Consider the following 13,210-nt stretch of genomic DNA (forward strand, 5'->3'; position numbering starts at 1 on the left):
TCGCTCACTCAAAGCTGACAGGAATATGAATCACTTCATAAACCTGACTTACTTTAGTGTGAGACTCTTGATACTTTCGCTATCTGATCCGAGGATCAGCTCGCTTTCATCAAGCGCCCACACTTATCGGCTGTTAATTTTTAAAGAGCGTTTCTGCGAGGAACTCCGCGTTTCCCGGCAGCGCTGCGTTTTCAGCAGCAGAGAAGCGAGATTATGAACCGTGTTTCGCAGCTCGTCAACAACTTTCTGAACGACTTCGTTGCGACTGCGGGGCTCACCTTCCTGCACCACCGAGGCTCGTTACCACCGAACCTCAACAGCACTGCTTCCCTTCCTCCCGCGCCGCGTTTCCGGTAGCGCGAAAGAGGCGTGATTCTAAGCACCCGCCCCCCATCCACGCAAGCTCTTTGTGAAGAAAGCTTGAAAAAGCCTCCGTACGCTGTCGCGCACGGAGGCCTTGGGCTCGACGGGCCGGAAAGAACAACGCGCGCCGCCCTCCAAAGATATGACGAACACCTCTCTTTCCTCCTGTATATAGAAAGAGGTGGAACGGGCAAGGAACCTGGCGCGGTCGAGTATCATGCCGCGACCGAACCACGCACTCATATTGATGATGGACAGCACGACTCAACCCGGCGACACCGACCTTCGCGACGAATATGCAGCTCTGCGCGAGCGTGCGATCCAGCTGGAAGAACAGGTCCCGCCGCTTCTGCAACGCATCTCGGACATGTTGCCGCGCATCAGCGGCGAATCCGAACTCGCGGACACGTATCGCGAGCAGCTCGTCGGCGCGCGCAATGCGGCGCTGGTTTCAATCGAAAACTATCAGCAGGCGATTCCATTCCTGCAAACGGCCGACTCGATCATCGAGCAGTTGGACAAGGCGCCCGAGCGCGACGAAGACATCGAGTGGCGGGAGTCGCTGCTGCAACGGCTGGACGAACTGATCGACGTCGCGGTCGTGATGATCGACGATGCGGACAGCTACTTCGAGCACGCCCAAGCCTGCGACCTGTCCAGCGTGCCGAAATCCATCCTCGAGGATTAAGCAGGCTCAGCCGGAATCACGCGCTGCACGAGCTTCACGTCGTGCCCGCCGACAGCCGTTCTCATCCTCCCGCACGAAACGGCTTCCCCGCGCTCGCCGCCTAGCCCGGAACCGCGCGTCGCCGCTACGGCGCATCCAGCACGATCGTCTCGCTCATCATCGGCACGCGGATATAACCGCCCGCCGCATCGCCATACGCATGCGCGTTGCCGTCGATCACGTATTGCGCCGTCAACGCGCACAAGGTGGCGTCTCGCGCATCGACGGAACGCAGCGTCGACACATCGATCCCCAGCCGCTCCAGCAATTGCCGACGCTGGTTGCGCTTCTGCCTCGCCGACGCCACGGCCTTGCCCAGCATCGCGCAGGTGATCGCATACGGATAGGTTTCGAAACTCGCGCGCCCGCCCGCGTAGCGCGCGTCGGTCAGTAACGGATAGGCGTGCGCGAGTGCACGGTAGACGCGCTCGCCCATGAACATCCAGTCGAAGAAGCCCGACGTGCTCGCGATGGCCTGTTCCCGCGACGGCGTCGGAAAGCACGAGATCCGTTCGCGCGCGAGCGCCTGTTCGGCCGCGCGGCGGCCGCTCCCCGTCCACCACAGGCTGGGCGCGTCGACGCCGACGGCGACGACATCATGGGCGAGGCACAGTGAAGGCAGCGACTCGGGCGCGATGCGCGCTTCCTGGCAGACGATCGTCGAGCCACGCAGGATCACGAGATCGCACAGCTTCCTGTCGCCGCCGACGTCGACACCCGCCACCGCGGCCGGTTGCCGTGCGGCGGATCGGACCGATCGCATGCGCGCGCCTCAGTCCGCCGGCCGTGCGGCGTACGCGGCATCGAAGATCGCCTCGAGACCGGGATGAACGCCGCGCATCGGATCGACGACCGACTTCGCCCAGTCGAAGTACGCCTGCTTGCGTTCGAGCGGCCAGTCCGCGGGCGGATGCCGGGCGATGTCGCGCAGGTTGCAGATCTTGTCGGCCAGCTTCACGAGCTTCGCGCGCCGGCTGATGGTGGCGGCGTGCTCGACCTGCAGACGCTTGCGCTCGTCCTTCGGCAGCGACTTGTCGTCGGTGACTTCCATCACGATGTCCGCCACGTCCTTGCCGAACAGCCGCAGCAACTCCTGCTCGGTCGTCTCCGTATCCTCGACCGTGTCGTGCAACACGGCCGCGACGATCACACGCTCGTCCTCGATGCCGGCCTCGTTGGCCAGCACGTCGGCGAGCGCGATCGGATGATTGATGTACGGCGACGCCTCTTCATCCTTGCGTCGCTGATTGCGATGCTTGTCCGCCGCGAACGCAATCGCGGCTACCAGCTTCTTCATATTCTCACCCCTCGTGTGGCCAGACCCGCGACCGTTGAACCGGCCGCGTGCGTTTCGGAACCGCTCATACTACCTGTACGCACCGCCCGTTCCCGTGCGCGGGCATCCCGACGCGCCCCGCATCACGCGCCGGCCGGCGCGCGCTGCAACTCGACCACGTTGACGCGCGCGCCGAATACGTCCCTCACGAGCGGCAACAGGTGGTCGTGGTGCGTCAGAAACAGCACCTGGGTGCGCGTCGACAGATCGCGCAGCGCCTCGAGCCCCGCCTTCGCACGCGCATCGTCGAAATTGATGAACAGATCGTCGGCGACGAACGGCAGCGCCGTGCGGCTGCCGAGCTGCAACTCCAGCGCCGCGATCCGCAGCGCGAGGAACAGCTGATCGCGCGTCCCTTCGCTCAGCCCCGCGACCTCGACCGACGTTCCCCGCGTGCGCCGTGCATACAGCGCGGGCGGCGTCCGCTCGGTATCGACGGTCAGCTTCGCGAATTCACCCAGCGTGAGCCCGGCGAAAATCTCGCCCGCGCGCCGGAGCATCGGCCCCTGCTTCTGGTCGCGGTAGCGATCCGTCGCCCACTTCAGCAAGCGGCTCGCCGTGGCCGCCTCCAGATACTGTTCGGCCGCGTCGCCCATCGCCGCCAGCGCCTCCTGCCGTTTCGACTCGGCGACGGCCGCGCTCGCCTGGCCGTCGATCGCGCCGAACGCCTGGTCGGCCACGACCTGCTGCTGCGCCAACTCGTTCAGCCGCTTGCCGATATCGGCCAGCGACTGCTTCACCGCTTCGAGATGCGCCGGCACGTCGGCAATGTCCTGTTCCGCCACCTCGGCCTCGACGGCGGACCGGGAAAGCCCGTCGCCGTCGCGCACCAGCGCGTCGTGCGCGGCATCGACCGCCTGCCGAAGCTGGCGCTGGCGATCCGAGCGCTCGGCCAGCGGCAGCGCCGCGTCGATCGACGCGACGCCGGCCAGTTGCAGCAGCGGCTGGATGCGCGCGTCGGCGCCGGCCACCGCGGCAGCCGCGTCCGCGACCTTGCCGTCGGCCTGCCGCACGGCCTCGTCGGCACGATCGATCGCACGGGCGATTTCCCTGGCGGCCGCGAGGCGCATCGTCAGCCGGCGCGCCACGTCCAGCCAGTCGCCGCTCGCCAGCCATTCCGGCGCGAGCGCTTCGGCAAGCCGCCGTGCGCCGGCCTCGAGCGCGTTCAGCTCCGCGCGGATCGTGGCGATCCGGTTACGCGGCGCATCTGCATCGGCCAGTTCGGCCGTCACCGTGTTCGCAAGCCCGAGTGCACCTTCCGCCGCGGCCAGCGTCGTCGCGCTCGCGGACAGTTTCGCGTCGGCCAGCGCGTCGCGCCATTGCGCTTGCCACGCGTCGTAAGCCGTTTGCGCGTGGTCGACCCGCGAACGCGCGGTCGCGCACCCGCGTTCGGCCTCCCGCGCACGATCGTCGAGGCTGTCCTTCTGCGCGGCCGCTTTCTCGGCCGACTGGACGAACGTCTCGGCGACGGCGACGAGCGCGACCAGCCCGTCCGACTCGCCGCCTCGCGATACCTTCGACAGCGCCGCACGCAGCGCGGCTTCCGCGCCGGCGCGGGCAGCGCACATCGTGTCGAATTCACGGCGCTGACGATCGAGATCGGCCTGCGCGGCGAACACCGTGTCGCGCTTCGCGAGCCAGTCGCCCATCGCCGCCAGCGGCATGCCGGGCACCGCGGCCGCCGTCGCGAGCGCGGCCCACGCGTCACGATGCGCGGCGAGCTCGCGCTCGCGTTCGTCCAGCGCGGCCTGCCTGCGTGCAACGCCGGCACGCGCCGATTCGACCTGCTGGCGCAGCGACTGCAGCGTCGCCGCGGCCTGGGTCGCGCCGAGTTGCGCATCGACGAGCTCGTCGGCCAAGCGCATCGCGTCGTCGAGCGCCGGTGCGCCCGCGGCGAGCTCGACGGCGCCGCTGCGAATCTCGCCCCACGCGCCGTCGCGACGCGCACGCGCCGCCAGCACGTCGGCGGTCGTGACGACCTTGTGGTTCTCCGCGAAATGCTTCTCCTGCAGTTCGAGCCGTTCGAGCTCTTCGAGCGCGCCATCCCGCGCGTCGCGCGCGGCAGCGGCCGCGCTGGCACGTTCGCTGTCTTCCTTGAGCAGCGCGCCGAGCCGCGCCGCCGACGGCACGTCGAGCGCACGCAGCGCATCGACCGGCATGCGCCACTGGCCGAGCGCGTCGAGCGCGCCGGCCAGCGTGCGTTCGGCGGCCGCGATTTCATGCGCCAGCGCCTGCTCGCGCGCGCCGCTGTTGCGAAAGCCCTGCGCATCGGCCAGCGCCGCGCGCAACGCTTCCGGCACGTCGACGGTCGACAGGCGCGCTTGTTGTTCCCGTACCTGCGCCAGCTCGCGTGTGCGTTCGTCGAGCGATTCGCGCGCGCCGGCGAGCGCCTGGTGCAGCGCGCCGTGTTCGCGCAGCAGGTTCGCGACGGTCTTCAGCGACAGCGCCGTCGGCAACGCGGCGCGCAGCGACGCTTCGTCCGCCGGCCAGCCGAGCTGCGCGGCCGCCGACAACGCGGCGGACAGGTGCCGCTCGACGTCCGCGCCGAGCAACAGCAGATCCTGCGCGTGATTCGTGCACGCGGCGCGCAGCCGATCGAGCGCCTCGATATCGGCTTCGAGCGCCAACGCGTCGACGTCCGCGGCGATCGCATCGCGCGCCTGCCGCTTCGCGAGCAGGTCGGCCCGCCGCTCCTCGAGCACCTTCTGCTCGGCCGCGAGATCGCCCTGTGCCTTCAGCAGATCCGCATACGCGGTCGGCGGCAACTCGATCACCGCGCCGAGTTCGGCCAGCGCCGCATCCTTGACCGTCAGCTCCTTCAGGTACGGCGCGAGCCGCCGCACGCGTTCGAGCTTCGAGCGCAGCCCTTCGAGCCGGCGCTGTTCCGCCCGCGCCTGCTCGATCTGCTGCTCGACCGCTTCGCGCGCTTCCTTGCGATCGACCCAGTCGCGCGTGCGCACCTGGACCGCCTTCAGTTCGGCCACGGCTTCGTTGAATGCGGTTTCGGCCAGCGCAAACGCGCTGCCGCTGCGACGCGGCGCCCACAATTCGAGCGCGCGCGCGTCGAGCTCCTCGCGCACCGGCCCGAGGCTGCCGACGCCGGCAGCCGATTCGAACAGGACCTGGCCGAGCTTGTCCGATGCGTCGAGAATGCTGCGCCCGCCATCGACCAGCCGCCCGTGATCGAGCCCGAACATCTGCTCGAAGAATTCGCGCGTCGCGCCATCGAGAATCGACGCCAGATAGTCGTCGGGCAGCTTGTCGTCGGCAGGCGTGCGCAACGGACTGCGCCCGCGCGCACGGTGGAACACGAATTCGCCCGCACCGCTCTCCAGCACGCCGCCGATCCGCAGTTCGGGCGTGCTGTGCAGGAAATCGAGCGGCGTCTGCAGCTTCATCCCGAACAGCAACTCGGACACGGCCGTGCGGATCGTCGACTTGCCGGCCTCGTTCGGCCCGACGATCGCATGAAAATCCTCGCCGGCCGACGGGAAACGCAGCGTCTCGTCGGTGAACTTGCCGTACTTGATCAGATCGAGCTGGCGGATGCGCATCGCTTACTCCCCCCTCGCCAGCCGCGCGAGCAACGCGGGCCCGACCTGCTCGACCAGCGCCGTCAGTTCGCCCGCGCGCGCCAGCGTCAGCAACGGCACGTCCTCCTTCACGTCGCTGCGGACCTTGCCGACGAACGGCTTCAGGTCGCGTTCGAGCAGCGCGAGGAAATCCGGATCGTGCGCGGCGTCGGCCAGGATCTGCTTCAGGTCCTCCAGCGCTTCGAGCGGCTCGCTTTCGCCCGGCTGCCGATCGGCGGCGGACGTCGCGAGCCGGACCTTCTCCAGCCACAGCCGCTCGTTGCCGATGATGCCGATCTGGTTCAGCACCTCCGCACGCAACTGCGGCGCGCGGCCGAAAAAGAGGCCGTGCGCGGGCGTGCGCCCGGTGACGGTGACGCGCACCGCGCGCGGCACGTGGCCGTCGACCGTCAACAGCGCCTCCAGCGACTGGCCGATCTTTCTCGACAGATCGGCCACCGACAGGCAATCGGACGCATCAACCGACACGGCTTCCCAGCGCAGCACGTCGAGATACAGGCGCTCGACCTGCGTCCTGCCTGGCTCGACCGTCACGAGCACCGCGCCGCGCCGGCCCGTCTCGCGGATATGGCGCCCCTGCAGGTTGCCGGGAAACACGACGGTGGACGGGCCCGTCCATTGCTGGAATTCGTGCACGTGGCCGAGCGCCCAGTAGTCGTAACCCTTCGCGTGCAGTTCGGCCAGCGTGCAGGGCGCGTAGTTCGCATGCGCCGCATACCCTTCGAGCGCCGTGTGCAGCACGCCGATGTTGTAGTACCCGGGCACCGGGTCCGGATAGCCGATCGCGAGATTGTCGACGACGGCCTTGTCCTTGAAGCTCTGCCCGTGCAGCGCGACGTCGAATTCCGGCAGCGTGAAAGTCTCCGGCTTGCGGTGGCCGAACACGGTGACGTTGTCGGGCAGCGTCAGCTTCTTCGTCATCTCGCTTTCGGCATCGTGGTTGCCGCCGAGGACGAACGCGCGGATGCCGGCCTTGCGCAGGCGCCCCATCTGCTGGCCGAAGAAGATGCCCGTGTTGTGATCCTTCCAGTCGCCGTCGTACAGGTCGCCCGCGATCACGAGGAACGCGACTTCCTCTTCGATCGCACGATCCACGAGTTGCCGCAGCGCCTCGCGCGACGCGTTGCGCAACTGCGCGGCCGGCGCGTCGGGATACGCGCTCAGGCCGTGCAACGGGCTGTCAAGGTGAATGTCTGCCGCGTGGATGAACTTCACGAAGGTTCCTCTGTTTCATGGCGAAGGGGCGACGCCGCTCGCACGGGCTCGTCCCGTCCATCGTCGTGCCACCGGCCGCGGGGCCGGGCGCGACACATGCGACACATGCGACACATGCGACACATGCGATACATGCGACACATGCGGCGCGGCGGCCGGACCGGATCATGCCGCCTGTTGCAAGCGGGTCGGGATGGTACCTGAAAGCGGGTCGCGACATGCCGTTCCGCGTCGGTCCGGATGGTGGGCAAGCACGCGATACCGGCACGAACCGACATTGTGCCGCAGCACGGGCGGGCGACGGCAAAACCGCGCGCCGTGGAACGGGCCGCTCACGAAACGGTGGCCGCGCAATCGTGCGGTAGGGGCGATTGCGCTTCGGATCGTGTTTCGAGCGAAGCGAAACGGTAACGGCACGGCATGGAACGGGCGGCAGGAAAACCCACGGAATCGCCCGCGGGCAGCGCGATGCCCCGCGGGCGCCCGGCTACATGCCGTTACTCGCCGCGCGGAACGGGCGGCGGCGCATAGCCGTTGTCGTTGCCGGGAAACGGATTCGCATTGCGGCGCAGTGCGTCCTCGTCGTTTTCCTTCTGCGCGAACAGCGCGACGCCGATCACGCCGACGTTCGCGACATCGCCGTACTTCGCGTTCGCGACATAGCTGTCGGGCACGGCCGCAAAGCGGAACGCGGCGACTTCGTCGCGGCTCTTGCGAAAGCCTTCGATCGTCAGCGTACGGCCCGGATACAGCACGTAGCCGCCGTTCGTATAGCTGCCCGGCCGCCCCGACCGTACATCGAGCCCGTCGACCGTCGACACGACTTCGAACGCGCGGCGCCCCTGGTTGCGCAACACGATCATGTAGCGCGAGCCCTCGACGCCCGCCATGTGCCAGCGGCCGTTGCTGCGCGCGAGACGCAGCGGCGCGCCCTTCTCGTCGGTAAACGACAGCGCGATGTCGCCGTTCGCGAGTGCGACGCGGGTCGGCAGCCGGCGCACCTGCGACGCGGAAAGATGGCCGGGCAGCACGTCGTTGTAGTAGACCGACGCGAGATCCGTCGGATTCGCCAGATCCGCGCGTTCGAATTCGACCTGCCGGGTTTCGGATCGCACCGATTCGCCCCACGCGGTACCGAGCCCGCGGCGTTCGCCGGCGGCCGGTGCGGCGGCCGGCGCGGCGGCGCTCGACGATGGCGCAGACGGCGGCGGCGCCGCGCAGGCGGCCAGCCAGAGCGCGCAGGCGAGCGCGAGCAGACGGAACAGGAGGGTCATGACGTGATGCCTCGGAATGTTATCGGACCGCGCCGGGCGCGCCGGAGCGGCGTTTTCGTATCGTCTGTCGTCACGGTGTCGATCGGACATGCCGGCCCGTGCCGGCCGGCGCCGCCATCGCGGCGGCCGGCTGTCGGGAGCCCTGCTATTTAAGCATGGCACGCGGGCAATGGGCAGGGGGGTGCCCCGATCCGGGGATGGATCGAATGCAATACTTCCCGGCACCCGCCATTCGACGAGGATCGCTCGTCGCGGCCCGACGGCGCCGGCTTCAGCTCATCGTCTTGCGCCCGGCCGCGCCGGCGAGCCGCCCGTCATGCGATGGCCAGCCTTTCATGCGGGCGCTCGAGAAAACCGTCTTCGTAAAAGTAGTCGAAGAACGTACGCAACCAGTCGTTTGCCGGACGCAGGCTCGATGCGAGCACGTCACCCGCGAGCCGCTTCAGTTGGGTGACGTCGATCGGAAGAATGCGCCCGACCGTCGGATCCGCAACGGGGTTCAGTTTTCTGAGGACCGGGATCAGCATCGAAAGCGGATGCGCCGGGTCCTGCCGGACATGTTCCGCCAGCGCCGCGAGCCACGCGTCGTAGCTCATGCGTTCGATCGCGAACCCTTCGTCCTCGATGAAATCGACCAGTGCGTCGAGCGAGTTCCAGCGCGGGTTGATCACATGCACGCCCTGCCCTGCGGCGGTCGGGTCGAGCGACGCGCGTACGATGATCCGGCTGACGACGTCGACCGGAAGGATGTTGTCGAATCCGACGTCGCGCGGCGCCTTTCCAAACACGATGATGCCCTTGATCAATCGGCAGAACAGGTCGTCCAGGTTCATCCGCCCGCTCACGGCGTGCCCGACGATCCGCGCCGGACGATATACCGTGACGGGAACGCCGCGCGCGTGCGCCTGCGCGAGCAATTGCTCGGCGACCCATTTGCTCTGTTCGTAGCCGCTCGTCAGGTGTTCGTGGAACGGCACGGCGAGCGTTTCCGGCAACGCGTCCGAATAACGGTCGAGCGTGCCGACGGTGGACACGTAGTGAATCGGCGCCACTCGATGCAGGCTCGCCAGGCTGATGATGTCCTGGGTCGCCAGCACGTTGACCTGCTTCAGCGTCGCGTACGGATAAACGAAGTTGACCAACGCCCCGTTGTGGTAGATCGCGTCGATTTCGGCGGCGAGCGCGTCGAATGCCGCCGCCGACAAACCGAGGTTCGGCTCGGCAAGGTCACCCGGCACGGCGACGATCCGATCGCGGTGCCGCGCTTCCCACAAGCCATGCGACTGCATCGCGGCCTCGATGCGTCGTACGCCCGCCGCTGGCTCGTCGGCGCGAACCAGGCACATCACGCGTGCGTCGGTCGTCGCGAGCAGCGTATGAAGCAGGTGCACGCCCAGGAATCCCGTCGCGCCGGTGAGCAGCACCGTGCGATAAGGGCGCCACGAATACGGCTGCCGTGTCTCGATTGCCGGGTCGAGCCGGGCTTCACCCGGCAAATCGACGATCGCCGTATCGCGACGCACATTGCCGTTCGCGATACTGGCAGCCAGACCGGCGATCGTCGGCGCGGCGAGCAGCGTTTCCATGTCGATCGCATGCTGAAGCCGCTCGCCGATCTGATACAGCATCACGGTTGCCTGCAGCGAATCCCCGCCGAGATCGAAGTAATTGTCGTGAATGCCGATGCGTTGCTGCTTGAGCAAGCCGCACCAGATTTCGTGAATCGCCGTTTCCACCATGTCGCGAGGCGCCGCATGGCGATCGTGCTTGCGCACCTCGACGTCGCCGGACAGGAGCCGGACGCGGTCGATCCTTCCTGTCGCGGAACGCGGCAAAGCGGCGAGCGCGACGATCGCGCCGGCCGACAGTGCCGGCACGCCGCGCTGTCCGGCCAGCCGGCGCGCGATGTCCGCGGCGTCGGCCGTCGCGTCCTGATGAAAAAGCGCATAGTCCCATTCTCCGCTTTCGGCGATCCGCTCCACGAGCGCGACCTCGTCGACACCCGCGCGCCGTGCAATGTCGGCTTCGACATCCAGCCAGTCCGCCGTCCATTCCTCGGAACATGCGCTCCGGTCGGGCAGCCGCGTATGACAGCCGCGCTCCGTCCGCCACGCGCCAAGCGTCGTGCGCAGCCACGTACCGTCGCGCGTGACGGTCAGGCTGCCACGGTCCGGCTTGCCGTTGCGCAACATCGAATCAGGTACCGAATGCCCCGACACGACGAGCGTACCGAGCGCGTCCGTACCGGCCCGGTTCAGATGGGTGTCGGCGACGAACACCGATTCATCCGCGGACACCACGCCCGATTCGAAGCGATCGAATTCGTCGGCCGATGAAACCGCATGCGGAAGCGACCACGCGGGCCAGCACAATTGCCGGAAGCGTTGCGCGCGCGGCGCGAGCTCGGCGAGTCGCGCGGCGTCCGCACGCGTCAGCGAGCGTGCGTCGGCCATGATCCAGTCGGTGCGAAGCGCGCCGGCCGACAGGGCGGAGGATGCGCGGACGATGTGACGCGTCGCCTCCGGACTCAGGACGATACCGTGCCAGTGCGCATCCGGAGACGCCGCTCGCGGCAGAAACGCGGGATCGCCGGCGCTTGCGAGCTGATGCACCGACAATCCGGCGCTCAGCGCGCCCAGTACCGCCCACAACGCCGTATGGGACAGCGGCCCCTCGCCCAACGCGACATCGCGCGACGTGCCGCCCGGTAACGTCCGTTCGAACGCGCGCGCGGCTTCGATCAGTTGTGCGTGCGTATAACGGATGACGCGCCAGTCGCCATCGACATCGCGCCGCAGCAACGAACAGGCGCCCTGCCCCGGATCCGAATGATCGTCGCGCGTACCGTCGATTTGCCCGTACATCGGGTCCTGCTCGTCGAAGACGTAACACATCACACCGGTCAACGGCGTATGCTGCGCGGTCGTCACGCAGCTTCGCAGCGGTTCCGGCGACCAACCGCCATCGACGACCGCATCGAACGCGGACGACGGCAGGTTCGGGTCGGTCATCACGCAATCGACGCCATACGTCAGCCCGGACAGCAGCAACACCAGCCCGGAGACGGGGTCGTCGCATGCGATCAGCACGCGCTCGCCCGGCCGATAGCCGAAACGCCGCCATTGGCGAACGGCGCGCTGCACGCGATCGGCGATCATTCCATAGGTGACGCCGTGCGCGCCGACCGGCGAATGGCGGGCGTCCAGCCGGGAAAAGGCGATTTGATCCGGCGCGCGAGCGGCATGCGCGGCAATCCGCGCCGACAACGTCGCGCCGCCGATCGACGCATGTTCGGATGCGTCGGACGCCCTGCCGGCCCCCGTCGACGATCCTGCATCGAGCACGAGATCGCCCACTTTTCGCGGGGTCGCGCCGACCAGGATTTGAAGTAGCCCGCGGTATTGCGCAGCCATGCGCTCAATGAACGCCGCATCGAATCGGGCCGTATCGTAGGTCAACTGGAACGTCAGCGTATCCGTCGGCAATACGACGAGCGCCAATGCGTAACTCGTTTCCTCGACGGCACGCGGGTCGTCGATCCGCCACCCGCAACTCGCGGCGAGCCGATCGAACGCATCGCGGCCCGGGTAATTTTCGAATACGTAGAGCGTGTCGAAGAGCGATTGCTGGCGCGGCACTTCGCTGCATTTCAATACGTCGGTGAGTGCGCTGTGCGCATGCTGTTCCAGCCGTTGCGTATCGGCCTGCAAGCGTCGCAACCAGTCGGCCATATCGAGCTCGCCGTCGAGCGTCGCGCGCCACGGAAGCGTGTTGATGAACAAGCCGGCCATGCGTTCGATGCCGTCCACCTCCGCGGCACGCCCCGATACGACGATGCCGCCGACGACGTCGTTGCAGCCGCCGTAGCGCGCGAGCAGCATCGCCCACGCCCCCTGGCACAGCGTATTGAGCGTCACGCGGGCGACGCGGCATGCCCGGCCGGCCGTCTCCATCCATTCGGCCGGCATCGTCTCGACCCGCGTCGAGCGCGTGCGGCGCGCCTCGGCGCCGGCTGCGGCATCGCTTGCCGGCGCCGGAAATACCGACGGCGCGAATCCCGCCGGCGTGCGATAGCCGCGCAACAGATCGCGCCAATAGTCGAGCGAACCGTCGCCATCCCGTGTGCGCAGCCACGCAACGTAGTCGCGATAGTCGCGCGCGATCGCTGGAAGCGGCGCGTCGGGACGTGAATAACGCTGAAAGACCTCGCCGAGCAGCAAGGGCATCGACCAGCCGTCGAGGATCGCGTGGTGATAGGTCCAGAGGAATCGATGCCGTTCGTGACCGAGCTGGATCAGCGTGACGCGCATCAGCGGCGCGACGCTGAAATCGAAGCCGCGCGCACGATCGCTCGCCAGCAACTGTTCGAATCGGTCGGCTTGCTCGTCGGCCGCCCGATCGCGCCAGTCGATCACCTCGAACGGCAATCCGACCGTATGCCGGACGACCTGCAACGGTTGCTCTTCATGCAGGCGAATGAACAAGGTCTTGAGTGTGTCGTGGCGATGCACGACCGTCTCCCACGCGCCGCGGAATCGCTCGAGGTCCAGCGAGCCGTGCAGCACGCAGGAAAATTGCTCGACGTAGACGCCGGAGGCCGGATCGAGTCGCGAATGGTGGAGCATGCCTCGCTGAAGAGGCGTGAGCGGGTAAATCGTGTCGACGTTTCGGGTCATCCTGAATTCCTGTTGCGGTCATGCTC

7 protein-coding genes are annotated in these 13,210 nt (G+C 67.6%); 1 reads left to right on the plus strand and 6 read right to left on the minus strand.

Features of this window, described 5'->3' with window-relative positions:
- The first annotated feature begins 580 nt into the window (after window positions 1-580).
- Complete coding sequence (locus C5F75_RS35330; protein WP_060967295.1) at window positions 581-1,051, plus strand: hypothetical protein; 471 nt, start codon at window positions 581-583, stop codon at window positions 1,049-1,051.
- Window positions 1,052-1,175: 124 nt separating this feature from the next.
- On the opposite strand, the gene C5F75_RS35335 is transcribed toward C5F75_RS35330, so the two are convergent.
- From C5F75_RS35335 to C5F75_RS35365, 6 genes are all read right to left on the minus strand, one after another.
- A complete protein-coding gene (locus C5F75_RS35335; protein ID WP_104013481.1) occupies window positions 1,176-1,853 on the minus strand; it encodes a DUF429 domain-containing protein in 678 nt (225 codons plus the stop codon).
- A gap of 9 nt (window positions 1,854-1,862) precedes the next feature.
- Window positions 1,863-2,387 carry an HD domain-containing protein gene (locus tag C5F75_RS35340; RefSeq protein ID WP_059583821.1) on the minus strand — a complete coding sequence of 175 codons (525 nt, stop codon included), beginning with the start codon at window positions 2,385-2,387 and terminating at the stop codon, window positions 1,863-1,865.
- A 122-nt stretch (window positions 2,388-2,509) separates the two neighbouring features.
- Entirely contained in the window at window positions 2,510-5,980 is a 3,471-nt protein-coding gene (locus C5F75_RS35345) for an ATP-binding protein (RefSeq protein WP_104013482.1), read from the minus strand.
- A 3-nt stretch (window positions 5,981-5,983) separates the two neighbouring features.
- Complete coding sequence (locus C5F75_RS35350; protein ID WP_089466020.1) at window positions 5,984-7,234, minus strand: metallophosphoesterase family protein; 1,251 nt, start codon at window positions 7,232-7,234, stop codon at window positions 5,984-5,986.
- Between the two features lie 497 nt (window positions 7,235-7,731).
- Window positions 7,732-8,508, minus strand: coding sequence for a hypothetical protein (locus C5F75_RS35360; RefSeq protein WP_104013484.1), 777 nt, complete (start codon window positions 8,506-8,508; stop codon window positions 7,732-7,734).
- 314 nt (window positions 8,509-8,822) lie between these two features.
- Window positions 8,823-13,184, minus strand: a complete 4,362-nt coding sequence (locus C5F75_RS35365; RefSeq protein ID WP_104013485.1) for a thioester reductase domain-containing protein — start codon at window positions 13,182-13,184, stop codon at window positions 8,823-8,825.
- Between the last annotated feature and the right edge of the window lie 26 nt (window positions 13,185-13,210).

It is taken from the genome of Burkholderia anthinoferrum (assembly GCF_002925705.1).
Taxonomy (GTDB): Bacteria; Pseudomonadota; Gammaproteobacteria; order Burkholderiales; family Burkholderiaceae; genus Burkholderia; species Burkholderia semiarida.